The sequence below is a fragment of the Pseudomonas sp. NMS19W genome, assembly GCF_051554255.1.
Lineage (GTDB): Bacteria > Pseudomonadota > Gammaproteobacteria > Pseudomonadales > Pseudomonadaceae > Aquipseudomonas > Aquipseudomonas kribbensis.
Map to the genome: position 1 here is coordinate 2,120,752 of NZ_CP136718.1, position 16,901 is coordinate 2,137,652.

Consider the following 16,901-nt stretch of genomic DNA (forward strand, 5'->3'; position numbering starts at 1 on the left):
GATGCGCGCCCTGAATCTCGACTTCCAGCCCCGTCCGCGTTCCGGCCCGCTGGGCTGGAGCCTGCTCGGCGGCGGTGTATTCCTCGCGCTGGTGTGCTTCGGCGTGCAGCAGCACCTCGGCGATCAGGCCCAACAGCAGCAAGGTCACTTGCAGCACACCCAGCGCCAGCTCACCGGCGACAGCGGTGCCAAGACCAGCCTGAGCCCGGCGGAAACCCGTGAGCAGGCGCAGAACCTCGCCGAAATGCGCAAGGTCTCGCAGCAACTGCGCCGCCCCTGGGAGCGCCTGTTCGCCATGCTCGAAAGCATGCCGCGCGATGACATCGCCCTGCTGACCCTGACCCCGGATGCCCGCAAGGGCCAGGTGCGGATCAGCGCCGAAGCGCGGGATCTGCAAGCGATGCTGGATTTCCACAAGCGCCTGGAGGCCAGCGACGAGCTGTCGGACGTGTCGCTGCTGAGCCACGAAATCGTCGTCAAATCGCCGGAACAACCGGTGCAATTCAACCTGTCGGCAACCTGGGAGATGGGCGATGCGAATCCCTGAGACTGATCGTCCACGAATACCTGCAAGGCCTCGGCGTTCCAGGCCTGGCCGGGTCGGCGCTGCTGCTGATCAGTGTCGCCTGGGCGCTTGGTGGTTTGCTGCCGGGCTGGCAGTCGCTGCAACAGCTCAGCCAGCAGACCCAGGAAGCCACCGAATACCTGGCCAAGGTCGAGGATGGCAGCATCGCGCCGCCAGTGGTGCCGCAACGTCAACTCGATGACTTTCGCAACAAGCTGCCGGCCCAGCCGCAAGCCACCGTCGCTATCGACCGCATCTACGCCCTGGCCGCGCAGGAACACATCACCCTGGCGCGCGGCGAATACGCCCTCGGCGTCGATCCCAAGACACATCTGGCGCGCTACCAGATCCTGTTGCCAGTGCGTGGTAGCTACCCGCAACTGCGGCGCTTCCTGCACGCCTTGCTCGGCCAGTTGCCGGCGGTGGTGGTGGAAGACGTCGAGTTTCAACGCAAGAAGATCGCCGACACCGACCTCAACGGCCGGATCCGTATGACCCTTTACCTGTCGAGGTCGTGATGAACACCAAGCGCGTAACGGGGTGGGTGGCGTTCTTCGGTGTGGCGGCGGCGTTGGCCTGGTTGCCGGAGTATTTTTCGCCGAGCGATGACGCGGACGCCACTGACGTCGCCGTCTCGACCCCGGCCAAAGCCACCGCCCGTGGCGCCTTGCCGGCCAGCAGTGCCAAGGCGAGTGCAGCGCCGATCAAGGACCTGAGCCCGGCCGGTGACCTGTTCGCCGCCAAATCCTGGAAGGCCGCGCCGACCTTGGCCAGCGTCACCGAACAACCCGTCAACCCGACCCCGGTGGTACAAGCCCCGAGCCTGCCACCGGTGCCGTTCCAGTTCGTCGGCCGCCTGCATGACCGCAGCGACCTGCAAGTGTTTTTGCAGGACGGCGAAAAAATCTACGTCGTGCGCAACGGGGATGTGATCGACGACACCTGGAAGATCGCGGCGATTTCCGACGCGGAACTGAGCCTGGTCTACCTGCCTCTGCATTTGTCGCAGACCTTGTCTGTGGGGAGTACGCAATGAACCGTTCCCGTTTGCTGATGAGCCTCGGCCTGTGCGCCGGGCTGGCCGCGTGCAGCTCCGCGCAGGTTGCCAACAAGGAAGCTTCCGACTTGATCGAGCAGGGGCAGTACGAGGCGGGCCTGGCCCGGATCGAAGAAGGCCTGCGGGAAAATCCACGGGACACCGAGCTGCACCTGCTGCTCAACAGCGGCCGGGCCAAGGCCATCACGGCGTTGCTGACATCGGGTGACACCGACCGCGCTCGCCGCGATTTCGCCAACGCACGTTTGGCCTACAGCCGGGTGCTGACCATCGAACCGAACAACCGCCGCGCCCAGGAAGCGCTCAAGCAGCTCGAGTATCTGCGCAGCATGGACGAGAAGCTGGAACTGGCCCGAGGCGATTTGCGCCGGGGCGACATTTACGGTGCCGACCGTCAGGTCAAGCAGATCCTCGAACTCGACCCGACCAACGAAGGCGCCGCCGAGCTGCAAGGCAACATTCGCCTGGTGCAGAGCCGCAACGTGGTCCAGTACCCGCAACTGCGCACCCGGCTCGATCGTCCGGTGACCCTGGAGTTTCGCGACGCCAACCTCAAGACCATTTTCGAAGTGCTGTCCCAGGTGGCCGGGCTGAATTTCATCTTCGACAAAGACCTGCGCCCGGACATGAAAGCCACGATTTTCGTGCGTGACGTGCGTATCGAGGACGCAGTGGCCTTGCTGCTGCAACAGAACCAGTTGCACCAGAAAGTGGTGAACGAAAACACCTTGCTGATCTACCCGGACTCGCCGCAGAAGCTCAAGGATTATCAAGAGCTGGTGATGCGCACCTTCTACCTGACCAGCATCGACGCCAACACCGCGCTGAACATGATCAAGACCATGCTCAAGACTCGCGACGTGTTCGTCGACGAACGCCTGAACACCCTGACCATGCGCGACACCGAAGACGCGATTCGCATGGCGGAAAAACTCCTGCAATCCCAGGACCAGTCCAACCCCGAAGTGGTGCTGGAAGTGGAAGTGATGGAGGTCGCCCGCCAGCGCATTCTCGACCTCGGGCTACAGTGGCCGAACACTTTCGGCGTGCTCAACAGCAACGGTCAGCCGGCGTCAGTGCTCGATCAACTGAAGGGCATCAACTCCAGCCGTATCTCCATTTCGCCGGCACCCCAGGCCAAGATCAACGCTGCCGACAAGGACATCAATACCCTGGCCAGTCCGGTGATCCGCGTCAGCAACCGTGAACAGGCGCGCATCCACATTGGTCAGCGCGTGCCGATCATCAGTGCCACTTCGGTGCCGTCGACCCAGGGCCCGGTGATCACTGAAAGCGTGACCTATCTCGATGTCGGTCTGAAGCTGGAAGTGCAGCCGACCGTGCATCTGAACAACGAAGTGGCGATCAAGGTCGCGCTGGAGGTCAGCAACGCCACATCGCTGGAACCGACCCGCCAGGGCACCATTCCGGTTCAGGTCGACACCCGCAACGCCCAGACCACGTTGCGCCTGCACGATGGTGAAACCCAGATCCTCGCCGGGCTGGTGCGCAACGACCATGGCAGCACCGGCAACAAGATTCCTGGCCTGGGTGACATTCCCGGTCTGGGCCGCTTGTTCGGCAGCAACCGCGACGACGTCAGCAAGTCGGAACTGGTGCTGTCGATCACCCCACGGATCGTGCGCAACCTGCCGTACCAGAGCCCGTCGGACATGGAGTTCCCCACCGGCACCGAAACCAGCATGCACATCCAGGCGCCGGATCGCTCGCAGAACTACGTGATGCCAACCCCGGCCGCGCAGCCTCGCGCCATCGGTGAGGCCGCTGTGGCAACGACTCACGTTACTGTCGAGAAGCCTTGATCATGAACGCCTCCCAGCGCGGTTTTACCTTGATCGAAGTCGTGGTGACGCTGGCCCTGATCGGCCTCCTGGCCGGCATGGCCGCGCCGCTGACCGAGACCCTGGTACGGCGTGGCAAGGAGCAGGAACTGCGCACCGCGCTGTATCAGATTCGCGATGGCATCGATGCCTACAAGCGTGCCTTCGATGCCGGCTACATCGAGAAATCCCTGAACAGCAGCGGCTACCCGCCGAACCTCAAGGTGCTGGTCGAAGGCGTGCGCGACGTGCGCAGTGCCAAGGGTGCCAAGTTCTACTTTCTGCGCCGGATACCCCACGACCCGCTGGTGCCGGCCAAACGTGACGACAACGGCGGTTGGGGCCTGCGGGCCTACGACAGTTCGGCCCAGAACCCGCGCGATGGCGAGGACGTGTTCGACGTCTACTCCCACGCCAGGGGCCGTGGCCTCAACGGCATCGCTTACCGCGAGTGGTGACTCTCATGGGCCGGCAAAAGGGTTTTACCTTGCTCGAACTGATGGTGGTGATGGCGATCATCGCGACCCTGATGACCATCGCACTGCCGCGCTACTTCAACAGCCTGGAAGCGTCGAAGGAAACCACCCTGCGCCAGAGCCTGTCGGCCATGCGCGAGGCGCTGGATCACTACTACGGCGACACCGGACGCTATCCCGATTCCATCGAACAACTGGTGGAGCTGCGCTACCTGCGCAACGCGCCGCTGGACCCGATCACCGAGCGCAAAGACCAGTGGGTGCTGATCGCGCCGCCGGACGGCGTGGCGGGTGGCGTGGCCGACATCAAGAGCGGAGCTACCGGGAGGGCGCGTGATGGCAGCCAGTATTCCGAGTGGTAAGCGCGCGGAGCAGGGCGGGTTCACCTACCTGGGCGTGCTGTTCCTGATCGTGATCATGGGCATGGGGCTGGCCAGTGCGGGCGAGTTGTGGGCGACCGTCGCGCGCCGTGACCGCGAGAAGCAACTGCTGTGGGTCGGCACCCAGTACGCCCAGGCGCTGCGCAGCTACTACCGCAGTTCGCCGGGGTTGGCGCAGTACCCGAAAGACCTGGCCGACCTGCTGCAGGACGAACGTTTTCCGGAGCCCCGGCATCACTTGCGCCAGCTCTACCCGGACCCGATTGGCGGCGGCGAATGGGCGCTGCAACGGGGCTTCGACGGGCGCATCACCGGGATCAACAGCCCGTCCACCGAGGTGCCGTTGAAGCAGGCGGACTTCCCATCGCAATGGTCGGATTTCGAAGGCATGCAGCGTTATTCGGACTGGCAGTTCGTCGCCGAAAAAGCCTTTCTCGATGGCACCGGCCCTGGCAACGGAACCCCGGTCAAAGGCCAGTCGGCCCTGCCGCAGGCGTTGCAGCCATGAGCCGCCAGTGGTGGTGCGCGCTGATCCTCTCTGCCGTGGCTTCTGTCGCCAGCGCTGGCGAGGAAGACGAAATGATGGGCTTCATCGTCGACGACACGATCTCGCACATCGGCCACGACTTTTACTACTCGTTCAGCGAACGCCTGCGCGACACCAGCCCGATGGATTTCAACCTGGTGGTGCGCGAGCGCCCCGACGCGCGCTGGGGCAGCCTGGTGACTGTGGAATATCAGCAACGCCTGGTGTATCGGCGCTTCCTGCCGCCGAACACCGTAGAACTGAAGGACGAGGCCTACGAGGCCGCCGACTCGGTTCGACTGGAGGTCGTCCGGCGCAAGCTGGAAGCCTTGTTGCAGGACACCACCGACCTTGAGAAGGACGAACTATGAACACGACAACGTTCTCACGGCACCGCGGATTGTGGATCCCGGGGTTGTTGATCGGGCTCGCCGGCGCTGCCGCCGTCCAGGCCACCGAACTGATCTACACGCCGGTCAACCCGTCGTTCGGCGGCAACCCGCTCAACGGCACCTGGCTGCTCAACAACGCCCAGGCGCAAAACGATTTCGACGATCCCGATTTGAAGAAGCGTTCGACTGTGGCCGGCACTTCGGCGCTCGAACGCTTCACCAGTCAGTTGCAGTCACGGCTGCTGGGGCAGTTGCTGGACAACATCTCCACCGGCAACACGGGGAGCCTGTCCACCGATGCCTTCATCGTCAACGTGGTCGACGATTCGGGGGCACTGACCATTGAAGTGACCGACCGAGCGAGCGGGCAGGTTTCGGAAATTCAGGTGAACGGCCTCAACCCATGACGGGATGACGGTTCCGGGGAGTGCAGGACATGAAAAAAATAATAGCGCTAGGGCTGATGTTGGCGGCATTGCAAGGGTGTGGTCTGCGCGAGCCGATGCCGGCCGAGCAGGACACCGACACTCCGACCCTGACCCCCAGGGCCTCGACCTACTACGACTTGCTGAAAATGCCGCGACCCAAGGGCCGGCTGATGGCGGTGGTGTACGGCTTCCGTGACCAGACCGGGCAGTACAAACCGACGCCGGCGAGTTCGTTTTCCACCAGCGTCACCCAGGGCGCGGCGTCGATGTTGATGGACGCCCTGCAGGCCAGCGGCTGGTTTGTGGTGCTGGAACGGGAAGGGCTGCAGAACCTGCTGACCGAACGCAAGATCATTCGTGCGTCGCAGAAAAAGCCGAATACGCCGGTGAATATTCAGGCCGAGCTGCCGCCGTTGCAGGCGGCGAACATGATGCTCGAGGGCGGGATCATTGCGTACGACACCAACGTGCGCAGCGGCGGGGAAGGAGCGCGGTATCTGGGGATCGATCTGTCCCGGGAGTACCGGGTGGATCAGGTGACCGTGAACTTGCGCGCGGTGGATGTTCGTAGCGGGCAGGTGCTGGCGAATGTGATGACCAGCAAGACGATTTATTCGGTGGCGCGCAGTGCCGGGGTGTTCAAGTTTATCGAGTTCAAGAAGTTGCTCGAGGCGGAGGCTGGGTATACGACCAATGAGCCGGCTCAGCTTTGTGTGTTGTCGGCGATCGAGGCGGCGGTGGGGCATTTGCTGGCGCAGGGGATTGAGCGGCGGTTGTGGCAGGTGGCTGGGGATAATTCTTCGCCTGCGGGGGATGAGACTTTGAATCGGTATCTCACCCAGAACAAAGTTGATCCTGAGGCGGAGTGAACTTGGCGGCCTTTGGGCCGACCAGGTTCTCTGGGTGGTTTGGGTGAATATCCGTTTCTTCGGGTGTTGCGGCTGGCGGTTTCGCCCTTACGGCGAGTCCCTTTTGCAAACGCCCAAAAGGAACCAAAACGCTGGGCCCCGGCGTTCGGCCCCTCGCTGGGGCTCGGGGTTCCTTCGCTCCGGGATTCATCCGGGGGCATCGCCTCCGGTTTACTTCGCTGCACCTCCTCTCGATGTGTTCGACTTCGTCGAACGGCGCTGCGCGCCCACCTCCGGATAAATCCCTCCACTCAGCCTTCCGATGGGGCCGGCACGTCAAAAGCTTTACTCGAGCTAACGCTCATTGTTTGGTTTGGTGAGGGCGCAAGAATGTGTAGATGGGTTTGGTTTTGATTTTTTTGTTTTGAAAGCTCGAGTTCAGCTCGATGGCTCAGGTCGATGTAACTCGAATGAACTACTCGGTCGGCTCCCTCTCCCTCCGGGAGAGGGTTGGGGTGAGGGCCGGCGTCCTAAAGTCTGTTTAAAAACGTGTCTGAATACACCGAACCTTCCCACAAGGTTTTCAGGTTGTCCGTCGGAAGCGCGGGCTCTAGCCTGTTTTGGTCGCTGCCAATTCAGCGATCGGGTCTGGAAACCCGGATGTGTGAGAAAGCGAAATTGCTTTTCATAACGTATGCTTGCGCACCTTCATTGTGTGCACGCTGTTATGGCGGCTGTGCGCGGGAGACATTTATGTCTGCCGGGTCGCGTTCTCCCCGGATTTCCAGCCCGCGTACAGCTGCCACCCATTCTTCCTGGAAGTCGATTGGGCCGGCTGCAATCATCAATGAGGACGAAATGACCATGAAAAAACCAACACCCAACCCACCCGAAAACCCAGCCAACCTCGAAACCGACCCAACCTCCCCATACACCTCCACCAACTCCAAAAAACTCCACGAAGCCGCCGAACGCGCCCTGGACCATTACCTCTGCCCCGGCGCCCACATCATGGGCAGCGTCAACGAACCCGCCCCGATGTACCTCGCCAACCCGGCCTACAACACCGAATCCCTGCTCGCCAACGCCTGCGAGTCCCTGGGCTCCGCCAGCGAGATGCTCAACAACTTCGCCGCCACCCTCGACCCCGCCCACCGCAAGACCGCCCTGGGTATCGCGCAGATCCTCATGCTGGGTGAACTGGCCGTAAATCAGGCCTTGGATCACGTCGAACTGAACGATGAGTAGCTCGATACAGAAGCCAATTCCCTTCGAATCAGAACATAGTCGACTTACCTTGGAGGCGATGGACGATGTGGATGCTGATCGGGTGGTTGACCATCAAACAGTGCTGGATTGGGCCGATTCTCTGATCTGTCTGGAGAAACCGTTAGATAGTCCCCAATAACTTGAGAACCATCAGAAACAAAAAAGAACGCGACCCAAGAACAAGGTCGCGTTCTTCACTTTCAATCCGGAGCCACCATGGATCCCCTAATATCCACAATCGTTTCAGACTTCGAAAGCGAAGAGCAGGCCGCCAGCTACGACCGGTGGTTCCGTGCCGAAGTCCAAGCGTCAATCGATGACCCGCGTCCAAACATTTCTCATGAGCAGGTAAAGGCCGAGATTCGGTTATTGATGGAGGAAATGGAACGCAAATACGAAAATCTTGAGGCAGCGAGCAAGAATTCAATTCAAATATCGTTCGTTCAGGATGCATCAAAGTTGAGGTAAGATCCGTAGATCGTGATATTCAAAGGAGAGAATTGATGGCAGGAAAGCCAGTCGCAAGGCTCGGAGATCCAGGTAGTCACGGCGGAAATATCATCACTGGATCAAGCCCCATTTTTGTTAACTCAATGCCAGTGGCCTTGGTAGGTGATACCTATGCTTGCCCTGTTCACGGCAGTAACCCCATTACGACAGGCGCGCCCCATGTTTTCGGATTGGGGAAGGATGTTGCACATGTTGGCTCGCAAACAGCATGTGGAGCGACGATCACGGCTGGCTCACCGGATACCTTCGTTGGTGAGTCTGGTGGCGGTGCTCCCACCAGCTTTCTGTCGCAGTTTTTGAAAGAAAAAACTTTTGTCGAGTTTCATCTGCTTAACGAAAGAGATGAGCCTATCGCCAACGAGGCGTATGAACTGACACTTCCCGATGGAACCTTAATGACAGGCACCCTTGACGATAATGGTTTCATGCGTGTGGAAAATATTCCCAGAGGAAGTTGCAGCATAAAATTTCCGAAACTTGAAGATACGGAACATCTTTAATGGTTCAGCCTACTAAAACTACCAGCACAACCCAGACGGCAAAAAATGCAGGCACATCAGGGAAAACTACGAAGACCAACCAGGTAGTCGTGTCCGGAGCCTATATGGAAATACTGGTGGGTGGTCCCTATACTCGCGATAAAGAAGAGCATCCTTTCGGACACGCAGCTTTACATGTCGTAGTCGGTAGTAAAGACATTACCTATGACTTTGGTCGCTATGGAAAGACGTGGGGTACATTCGATAGCGAGGGTGAAGGTGTGTTGAACGTTTGGACTTCCTTCAGAGCGTATATCTCTGGTGAGAACAGTCTGGGGCGTACAACAACAGGCTTTGTTTATTTTTTGGATAATACAAAGGCTGAGGCTGTGATCGCTCATTTCGACGCTATTGTTGCTCAGCAAAAAGAGCAGAGAAAAAAGACTGCGTCATCAGCAAGGTATGTCTTGCCATCCAACTATCATCCGACGACAAATAACTGCACAACTGTGACAATCGCAGGGGCAAAGGTTTCGGGTAAGTCAATTGTGCAGAATCCGGCGAAATATAATGAGATGCGAGGTCTTTCTTTTATCGAAAGACAAGCCGCACGTACGCAGAGTAGTCCGAAGGATGGGATTTTCATGCCAGCGGATTTACAAGCCATGCTCGAAGCGAATACAGAGACCCCCTATGATAAGAAAAATGTTTACAAATAGGCGATTGGGCCTGTGGCTGGTGGCTGTTTTATCCGTAAATGCAATTTTTTTGGCGTTTCTGATTTTTGACGATATTGCGAAGGGGCACGATATGAAAATGATCAAAACTAAAGAACCGTTGCTGATCGAAGGTCCAAATGGCGACGAGAATTACTATGTCCTGCCTCTGGGGACTACGCTATATCACGATAAAAGCTTTCCTGAAGGGCATGATCGTTATGTGGTGTATCTCAACCATAAAGGCGCCATTGCCCACGAAGAAGTACCCATGAAGCCTGAATATGGCGGTTCATTTATCGATCCTCTCTGGCTGGCCAACGTTGATGCGGACACCTTGAAAGAAATTTTCAAGCGTTTCCCGCTTTCAAAAAATGACATTGCCGCTGCTATTAAGGCCAATGAAATAACCAAGGATGATCTGGCCGACATTATTCGTTCTATGCCAGATTGACCGACGTTACACAGGGGCATAAAAACCGCGCGCCCTCTCACCAGAGGATCGCGGTTTTTTATGCCCCAGACTTACTGCTGCTGAAACGGTCGCCTGGTTAGCCGACCCGCACTGATGAATGTTCGCAGTTTGCGTCATCCCGCCCCGGGCCACATACGCCATGTTCATGGTTTGATCATTCCCACGCTCTGCGTGGGAATGCAGCCCCGGACGCTCCGCGTCAAATTCGCGAGCTGGAACGCGGTGCGTCCCTTGAGGCATTTCCCGAGTCGGTTCGACGTGGGAACGATCAACGACTCAAGCACCAGCGAAAAAACGCCCCCAAAAGGGAGCGCATTTATTGCTTTAGTGGGGTCATTCATTCTGTGACCGAGCGCCACATCACGGATATTCCAGACGTGTGTGCACAACGCCCAGAATATTTATCCGGCCCACCGCTTGGTAAATGAGCAGGTAGTTGGGATGTACGACCATCTCACGAGTGCCGGGAGTTCGCCCCACTCGATAGAGGTGTGGATGTTTGGTAAGGGTAACCGTGGCGGCTTCGATAGCGTTTGAGAGCTTGTTAGCCGCTTTGAAATTACGGTCACTGATGTAGTCAAGAATGTGCAGGAGTTCAGCCCGAGCTTCGGGCTGCCACTCAACCTGCATCGTATTTTTTACGCTTTGCTTCCATCAGGGCATGCATTTCGGCCATCACCTGATCATTAGGAATGCTCGGACGTGGGTCATTCATGGAAGCTTGTATTTTGGCGATCAACCAACGGTCATAACTCGCAGCCTGTTCCTCAGGACCAAGATCCGAAACAACCGGGCACAGTGGGTCGATCAAAGACGGGTCGATCATGGAACCTCCGGGTTTGGTGCCTGGAAGTCTATTCGGTAATGGTATCGCTGTCGTCGCTGTCTGGATGAGTTGCATGTAGGCCAAGCTCCGTGGGGATCAAGTTGTCCCGGCAAATCCTAGAGCCTGCACTTCCGACGGCCAACCGCCAGAATTCGTCAGAAAAGTCCCCGATTTTCTGAAAACGGTACGTTTTCCGTAGGACGCCACTCGAGCCGCAGCGCAAAAAAAACCGCGACCCTCAACAGGTCGCGGTTTTCCAACACCCAACCCTTACTGCTGCAACACCGTCGCCTGGTTAGCCGACCCGAACTGCTGAATATTCGCGGTCTGCGTCATCCCGCTCTGATCCACGTTCGCAATGTTCCCGATTCCGCCCTGGGTCACGTACGCCACGTTCATGGTGTCAGCCTGCTTGACCGTGATCATGTTGTCACTGCCATACAACTGCGCGGTGTAGGCCTGGTTGCCGGTGCCGGACTGGTCGAACTCGGTGCTGTTGCCCGAGCCGTTCGAGGTGCCCTGGGCCAGGTTGGTGGTGCCGCGTTGGTCGGAGATCAGGATGTTGTCGCTGCCGTTCTGGTCGAAGTACAGCTCGTTGTAGGAATCAGCCTGACTGACCGTGGTCTTGTTGCCGGTCCCGGTCTGGTGGGTGGTCATGATGTGGCCGACGCCGTCCTGGGTGAAGCTGGCGATGTTGCCGTTACCCGCTTGATTGACCGTCGCATGCTGGTTGCTGCCGAACTGGCCGCCGTGTTGCGGGCCTTTCCAGTTGCTGGCGTAGACCTTGTTGTCGTTGCCCACGGAGGTGGCGTTGAGCGTGTGGCCGTCGCCGCTCTGGTAGGTGTAGTGCACGTTGCCGTTGCCGACTTGATACAGCGCCAGGGTTGAATTGACCGATTCGAACTGGTCGGCATAGATGGCGTTGGTGTTGCCGACCTGGGTGACGGCGGCGGTGTTGTTTTCGCCGTAGCTCTGGTCGACCACGGTTTCGTTGCTGTCGCCGTACTGATTGACGGTGGCCTGGCTCGCCAGTTGCGAGTCTTGCCAGATTTCACTGCCGTTGAGGTTGCCGAACTGGTTGATGGTGATGTTGCCGCCGGTGCCGTTGCGCTGGTCGCCGTAGGCGTAGTTGTTTTCGCCGGCCTGGTTGATGCCGATCTGCCCGCCGTTGTGGGTGACCTGTTCGGCGGTGCCGTAGTTGGCGGTGCCGTATTGGGTGATCACCGAGCTGTTGCCGCTGCCTTCGTACAGTTGCTCGATGTTGGCTTCGTTGCTGTCGCCGAACTGGAAGGTCTTGCCTTCGCTGCCATTCTGCGAGTCCTGGTAGACGAACGAGAAGTTACCGGTGCCTTGCTGCTGTTGCAGGACGGTGTTGGGTGAGCCGAAGCCCAGCGACTGGCTGGCGTGGGTGGTGTTGAAGGCGCCGGTCTGTTGCTGGGTGATGGTGCCGTTGTCTTCGTAAAGTTGTTCGGCATAGGCGGCGTTGTAGTCGCCGACCGCGTCCTGGGTGATGACGCTGCTGGCATGGTCTTGCACGGCGGCGGCGTCGTTGCCCTGGCCCAGTTGGGTCTGGGTGGCGCTGCTGAACGGAGCCTGGGTCTGCTTCACATCGGCGATGTTGGCAGTGCCGACCTGGCTCTGGGTGGACAGGCTGTCGTCGGCCATGGCCTGGGCACTGATCATGACCAGGATGGCGGCGGTGAGGGGCGTCAGTTTGAACATGATGAACTCTCCGATGATTGCAGTGCTTAGCGATATTGCTTGACCGAAACGCTCATGCCGTTGCCCGACTGGGTCACGGCGCTTTGCAGCCCCGTGCCGGCCTGCTCGATGCTGGCGTCGTTGTTGTTGCCGTTTTGCGAAATCTGCGCGCGGTTGTGGCTGCCGTTCTGGGTGATCGATGCGGCGTTGCCGGAACCGTTTTGCGTGATCAACGCCATCAGGTCGCTGCCTTGTTGCAGGATGTACGCCTCCTGATTGCTGCCCGACTGCACGATTCGCCCGAGCAGCGACTGACCGTTCTGCGAGAGCAGTGCGAGGTTGGCCTGGCCGTTCTGGTCGATCAGGGCTTGCTGGCCCACCGGAGGCGGCAGTTCACCAAGGTCGGCGGAGGGCGCCAGGTCGTCGTTGTCCATCAGGTCGTCGGCTCGCACGCCCGCACTGCCGCACAGGGCGAGCAGGCAAAGCAGGGCGGCGGTCAGCGTGTTCATGGCGAAAATCCTGTCGGGCATTAACCGTTGAACGTTGCCCCACCTGCCCGAAAGCTGGTGGGGCGTTGGCTCAGAGCGTGGTCACCGAGATGGTGCGCACGGTGCCCTGGGACGAGCGGATGGTGGCGGTCGGGTTGGCCGAAGGCACCACGTTGGTGTTGTTTAGCGTCAGCCGCCAGCGTCCGGTGACCGGTACCGTCGTCGTGCCGAGGGTGACCAGCCCGGTCGGGGTGGTGACCTGCACGGTGATGGTGTTGCCGGTGGTCACCGAGGAGGTGCCGGCGAAGTCCCAGTTGAAGCGGTTGCCGGAGCGGGCCTGCACGGTCGAGGTGGTGATCGTGAAGGTTTCCGCCGCTGGCCGTGGCGACACTTGCACGGTGACCGTGGCCGGCGTCGACAGGGCGCCGAAGCTGTCCCGGGCGATGTAGGTGAAGGTCGTGGTGAAAGCCGTGGTCACGGTGGCCGGTGGGGTGTAGGTGATCACCGTGCCGTCGGTGCTGACCGTGCCGCGTCCTGCCGGCGGTTGAGTCAGGCTGGCGACGCCCAGCGGCACGTTGCCTTCCGGATCGGTGTCGTTGGCCAGGACGTTGATCGGGATTGCTACGCCAAGGGTTGCGACACTGTCGGCGACGGCGGTCGGTGGCCGGTTCGGCGCGACGCTGATGGTCACCGTGGCCGGGTTCACCGAGGCCAGACCTTTGCTGTCCTGGGCCTTGTAGGTGAAGGTCGTGGTCAGCGGTGCGTTGACCACGGCTGGCGGGGTGTAGACCACCGACGTGGTGCCGTTCAGGGCGACGGTGCCCTGGCCGGCCGGCGGTTGGGTCAGCGCGGTGATGGTCAGCGGTATGTTGCCGTCCGGGTCGTTGTCGTTGGTCAGGACGTTGAGGGTGATCGGCACGCCGAAGCTGGTGCTGCCGGTGTCGGCGACAGACAGCGGCGCCTGGTTCTCACCGGTATCCGGCGCGTTGCCAACCACCACGACCGGCTCGGTGTCGCTCCCGCCAGCGGCGGATTTGACCGTGACGGTAGCCGGTGGCTGGGTCAGGTCGGCGACGGTGATTTTTTGCAGGGTGCCGGTCTTCGACAGGCGACCGTAGCCCTGGGCGACCATGTCCGGCACGGCGACCTCATCGGTCGAGGTGGCTTCGATCAACAGGCTGTGATTGGCCCAGCTGTAGCGGGCAGTCTGGATTTTCACCACGTCGGTGAGCTTGCTCGACACGGCGGTCGGACGCGTCGTACCGGCGGGGTTGGTGGCGGTCACGACCACCACGGATGGCAGGGTTCCGTTGCCCAGGCGCTGGCCGAAAAACAAGCCGTTGTTGTCGCTCAGCAGGCTGGTCTGGCAAGGCGTCGGCGGTGGGCCGGGCAGCAGCGCCAGGCTTTCACGAAAGCACAGCGTCGAGCTGTTGTCGGCCTTGGCGAACACTTCGGCACGCACACCGGCCGACGTGCGGCGGTAGGTGGCACGGTCGATTTCCACGTGGGTCTGCTGACGGTTGTCGAGGACCTTGCCGGCGACGGTGAACAGGGTGGTCTGAATCGAGCCTGCGCCCGAGGGACCGTCGATCCGCACGAAGTTGGTATTGAACGGGCTGCCGGTCACGGCTTCGGTGAGGTTCGGGTCGCCGACGAAGGTTTCGATGTTGCCGGTGTCCGGGTTCACCTCGGTGTAGGGCCCGTTGATGCTGCGCAGGAACGGCCCGATGGCGCCGTTGAGCGCACCGCTGAAATTGCCCGGTGCGCCGATGCCGACGTCCTTGGTGATGTTGATTGCCCGCCGGCCTGGTGTGGTGACGGTGACCGTTTCGACACCGTACGGGTGGGTGATGGTGTAGGTCCCGGCAACGGGTACGTTCACCCGGATTCGGATCCGCGCAAAGCTCTGCTGATCACCGTCCACCGGGTTTCCCGAGGCGAAGGCCGCCTCGATCCCGGCGACGTAAGCGTCCATACCGAAACCGGCGCCGTTGTTGGGGATGTTGGTTTCCGCCAGGAACCAGAAGGCTTCCGGTGGCCAGTTGTCGGGGAAGACCATCGGCAACGTATCGTCGAAAATCCCCGGCTCCGGCAGCAGGGTGCACATGTACGCCGGCGGTGTGGCTGCCGCGACGCGGGAGCTGGTGGCCCGCGACTGGCACAGCTCCATCGACAGCAGGTTGTTGTCCTGATACCAGATCGGGAATTTCCCGGTGGCGTAGGTATAAGGGCCGGGATCGACGGCGGCCAGTTGCGCGAACGCACTGCCGGTCAGCGAGATTGTCAGCCCGAGCGCGTTGAGCGCGAAGCGTGGCCACTTGTTCATGATGCCTCCTGATGCGGATCTGGGCATGTGAGCGTTCATTGCACGATGACCACTTCTTCGGTATCGCTGCCGCCGTTGGACGACGTCACCCGGACCCTGGCCGGCGGAATCGGCGAGATCCCGGTGGCCAGGGTTTTCACTGCGCCGTCACCGCCAAGCGCACCGATGGCGGCGCCGGTGCCGGAGGTAGCGGTGAGCACCGGTGGCGAGGTTTCGTCACTGGTCGAGGCCACCACGGTCAGTTGCCCGGAACTCAGGCTGTACTCGGCGCGCTGGATCACCACCAGATCGGTCAGGGGCATGGGCAGGGTGGTCGGGGTGCTGCTGGCGATGGCCAGGTGGTTGTCGGCGGTCACTTGCAGGGTGGTCGGCAAGGTCGGGTTGATTGGTGATTGCGCGTACCAGCTGCCGGTGCTGTCGGCCTCCGTGAGGTTGAGCACCGGCGTGCTGCTGGTGACCGCCACGGTGGCCGGGGCGGGCGGCGCCAGCACGAACACGTCTTGCTGGGCCACAGGCGCGCTGGTGCCAGGCTTGCGCGAATAGGTGCTGCGCTGCGGAATCAGCGGCGTCGGCCGAACCACCGTCGACAACTTGCCGGAGACCGCAAACACCGTGGTGCGCAGATCGATCCCGCCGGGGCCTTCGATGCGCAGGAAGTTGGTGTTGAACGGGCTGCCGGTCACGGCTTCTTCGAGGTTGGGGTCGCCGACGAACTGTTCGGCGCCGCCGCTCACCGGATTGGTTTCGGTGTAGGGTCCGTTGACGCTGCGCAGGAACGGCCCGACGTCACCCTTGAGCGCGCCGTCGTAGGTTTTCGGGCTGCCGATGCCGATGTCGCGGGTCATGTTGATCGCGCGACGACCGGGGGTGTCCACGTTGAACACTTCGACGCCGTACGGGTGAGTGATCACGTAGGTGCCGGCGGTGGGCACATCGACCCGGATGCGGATGCGCGCGAAGCTGATCTGGTCGCCTTCCACGGGATCGCCACCACTGAACGCCGCTTCCACGGCCGAGCCGTAGGACAGGTTGATGCCCCGGGCCGCATCGACCACGGTGCCGTCGGCGGTGAACCAGAACGCTTCGTCGGGAAAATTGCCCGGAAAGACGATCGGCTGGGTGTCGTCGAACACGCCGGGCGCGGGAATCAGCGAGCACATGTACGAAGGGGCGCCGGGTGTACTCGGTACGCGGGAACTGAGTGCTTTGGACAGGCACAGGTCCAGGGTGCGTCCGTGGGTGTCCTGATACCAACTGGCAAATCCGCCGGTCGCCGGGGCATAGGGCCCGGGATCGACGGCGAACAGAGCGGCCTGGGCAATGCCCTGGGCCAGGGCGCTCACGACCAGGACGGTCGCGGTTTTGGACAGTAAAGGGTGCATGAGTTAATCCCTCTATCGAAGTGCCTGCCCCTTGGGGGTGGGTCAGTTGCAGAGGGGCTTTACAACTTCCATACCAACGGCCGGGCAACGGGCGGGAGAGGCCCGTGGTGCAAGGGTTGGCGAATGAGAGTGGGGATTTTTTGCAGCGCGGGCAGCGGGCGACAGTCCCCAGGATTGGGGATTGTGGGGATCAACCGGCAACGCGGATTTGCAGAT

General features: G+C 60.7%; 20 protein-coding genes and 1 pseudogene. 15 read left to right on the plus strand and 6 right to left on the minus strand.

Going from position 1 to position 16,901, the window contains the following annotated elements; translation table 11 throughout:
* The first annotated feature begins 1 nt into the window (after position 1).
* The 15 genes and pseudogenes from R1A29_RS09575 to R1A29_RS09645 all read left to right on the plus strand — a co-directional run bounded on the left by R1A29_RS09575 (position 2) and on the right by R1A29_RS09645 (position 9,941).
* The gene (locus R1A29_RS09575; RefSeq protein WP_085712072.1) at positions 2–547 is read left to right on the plus strand and encodes a PilN domain-containing protein; all 546 of its coding nucleotides are present in this window, start codon (positions 2–4) and stop codon (positions 545–547) included.
* Entirely contained in the window at positions 544–1,083 is a 540-nt protein-coding gene (locus R1A29_RS09580; RefSeq protein ID WP_438302023.1) for a GspMb/PilO family protein, read from the plus strand. Before R1A29_RS09575 ends, R1A29_RS09580 begins: the two co-directional genes overlap by 4 nt.
* Complete coding sequence (locus tag R1A29_RS09585; RefSeq protein ID WP_438301269.1) at positions 1,083–1,601, plus strand: hypothetical protein; 519 nt, start codon at positions 1,083–1,085, stop codon at positions 1,599–1,601. The genes R1A29_RS09580 and R1A29_RS09585 overlap by 1 nt, the downstream gene beginning before the upstream one ends.
* Positions 1,598–3,445 (plus strand): secretin N-terminal domain-containing protein, encoded by a 1,848-nt coding sequence (locus tag R1A29_RS09590; RefSeq protein ID WP_438301270.1) that lies wholly within the window; start codon positions 1,598–1,600, stop codon positions 3,443–3,445. Before R1A29_RS09585 ends, R1A29_RS09590 begins: the two co-directional genes overlap by 4 nt.
* 2 nt (positions 3,446–3,447) lie before the next feature.
* Complete coding sequence (locus tag R1A29_RS09595) at positions 3,448–3,921, plus strand: type II secretion system protein (RefSeq protein WP_119427956.1); 474 nt, start codon at positions 3,448–3,450, stop codon at positions 3,919–3,921.
* A 5-nt stretch (positions 3,922–3,926) separates the two neighbouring features.
* Positions 3,927–4,301 (plus strand): type II secretion system protein, encoded by a 375-nt coding sequence (locus tag R1A29_RS09600; RefSeq protein WP_085712077.1) that lies wholly within the window; start codon positions 3,927–3,929, stop codon positions 4,299–4,301.
* Positions 4,276–4,827: a type II secretion system protein gene (locus R1A29_RS09605; RefSeq protein ID WP_438301272.1), complete on the plus strand. Its 552-nt coding sequence runs from the start codon at positions 4,276–4,278 to the stop codon at positions 4,825–4,827. Before R1A29_RS09600 ends, R1A29_RS09605 begins: the two co-directional genes overlap by 26 nt.
* Positions 4,824–5,216, plus strand: coding sequence for a curli production assembly/transport protein CsgE (csgE, locus tag R1A29_RS09610; RefSeq protein ID WP_438301273.1), 393 nt, complete (start codon positions 4,824–4,826; stop codon positions 5,214–5,216). The genes R1A29_RS09605 and csgE overlap by 4 nt, the downstream gene beginning before the upstream one ends.
* Positions 5,213–5,644 (plus strand): curli assembly protein CsgF, encoded by a 432-nt coding sequence (locus tag R1A29_RS09615; RefSeq protein WP_438301274.1) that lies wholly within the window; start codon positions 5,213–5,215, stop codon positions 5,642–5,644. Before csgE ends, R1A29_RS09615 begins: the two co-directional genes overlap by 4 nt.
* Positions 5,645–5,673: 29 nt before the next feature.
* Positions 5,674–6,534 carry a CsgG/HfaB family protein gene (locus R1A29_RS09620; RefSeq protein ID WP_192553222.1) on the plus strand — a complete coding sequence of 287 codons (861 nt, stop codon included), beginning with the start codon at positions 5,674–5,676 and terminating at the stop codon, positions 6,532–6,534.
* 843 nt (positions 6,535–7,377) lie between these two features.
* Positions 7,378–7,761, plus strand: a complete 384-nt coding sequence (locus tag R1A29_RS09625; RefSeq protein WP_438301275.1) for a DUF6124 family protein — start codon at positions 7,378–7,380, stop codon at positions 7,759–7,761.
* A 237-nt stretch (positions 7,762–7,998) separates the two neighbouring features.
* Positions 7,999–8,175 (plus strand): annotated as a pseudogene (gene relB / locus R1A29_RS09630) (type II toxin-antitoxin system RelB family antitoxin); the annotation flags it as partial.
* 110 nt (positions 8,176–8,285) lie between these two features.
* A complete protein-coding gene (locus tag R1A29_RS09635; RefSeq protein ID WP_085613436.1) occupies positions 8,286–8,792 on the plus strand; it encodes a PAAR domain-containing protein in 507 nt (168 codons plus the stop codon).
* Complete coding sequence (locus tag R1A29_RS09640; RefSeq protein ID WP_438301276.1) at positions 8,792–9,490, plus strand: hypothetical protein; 699 nt, start codon at positions 8,792–8,794, stop codon at positions 9,488–9,490. The genes R1A29_RS09635 and R1A29_RS09640 overlap by 1 nt, the downstream gene beginning before the upstream one ends.
* Positions 9,491–9,494: 4 nt before the next feature.
* Positions 9,495–9,941: a hypothetical protein gene (locus R1A29_RS09645; RefSeq protein WP_438301277.1), complete on the plus strand. Its 447-nt coding sequence runs from the start codon at positions 9,495–9,497 to the stop codon at positions 9,939–9,941.
* Between the two features lie 381 nt (positions 9,942–10,322).
* Here the strand turns inward: R1A29_RS09645 and R1A29_RS09650 are convergent, their stop codons facing one another.
* From R1A29_RS09650 to R1A29_RS09675, 6 genes are all read right to left on the minus strand, one after another.
* A complete protein-coding gene (locus tag R1A29_RS09650) occupies positions 10,323–10,592 on the minus strand; it encodes a type II toxin-antitoxin system RelE/ParE family toxin (protein ID WP_438301278.1) in 270 nt (89 codons plus the stop codon).
* Complete coding sequence (gene relB, locus R1A29_RS09655; protein WP_085613439.1) at positions 10,582–10,788, minus strand: type II toxin-antitoxin system RelB family antitoxin; 207 nt, start codon at positions 10,786–10,788, stop codon at positions 10,582–10,584. Before relB (R1A29_RS09655) ends, R1A29_RS09650 begins: the two co-directional genes overlap by 11 nt.
* A gap of 270 nt (positions 10,789–11,058) precedes the next feature.
* Positions 11,059–12,510 carry a curlin gene (locus R1A29_RS09660; protein WP_438301279.1) on the minus strand — a complete coding sequence of 484 codons (1,452 nt, stop codon included), beginning with the start codon at positions 12,508–12,510 and terminating at the stop codon, positions 11,059–11,061.
* A gap of 26 nt (positions 12,511–12,536) precedes the next feature.
* On the minus strand, positions 12,537–12,998 hold the full coding sequence (locus R1A29_RS09665; protein ID WP_438301280.1) for a curlin: 462 nt from the start codon (positions 12,996–12,998) through the stop codon (positions 12,537–12,539).
* A 70-nt stretch (positions 12,999–13,068) separates the two neighbouring features.
* On the minus strand, positions 13,069–15,303 hold the full coding sequence (locus tag R1A29_RS09670; RefSeq protein ID WP_438301281.1) for an Ig-like domain-containing protein: 2,235 nt from the start codon (positions 15,301–15,303) through the stop codon (positions 13,069–13,071).
* Between the two features lie 35 nt (positions 15,304–15,338).
* The gene (locus R1A29_RS09675; protein ID WP_438301282.1) at positions 15,339–16,685 is read right to left on the minus strand and encodes a hypothetical protein; all 1,347 of its coding nucleotides are present in this window, start codon (positions 16,683–16,685) and stop codon (positions 15,339–15,341) included.
* Positions 16,686–16,901: the final 216 nt, after the last annotated feature.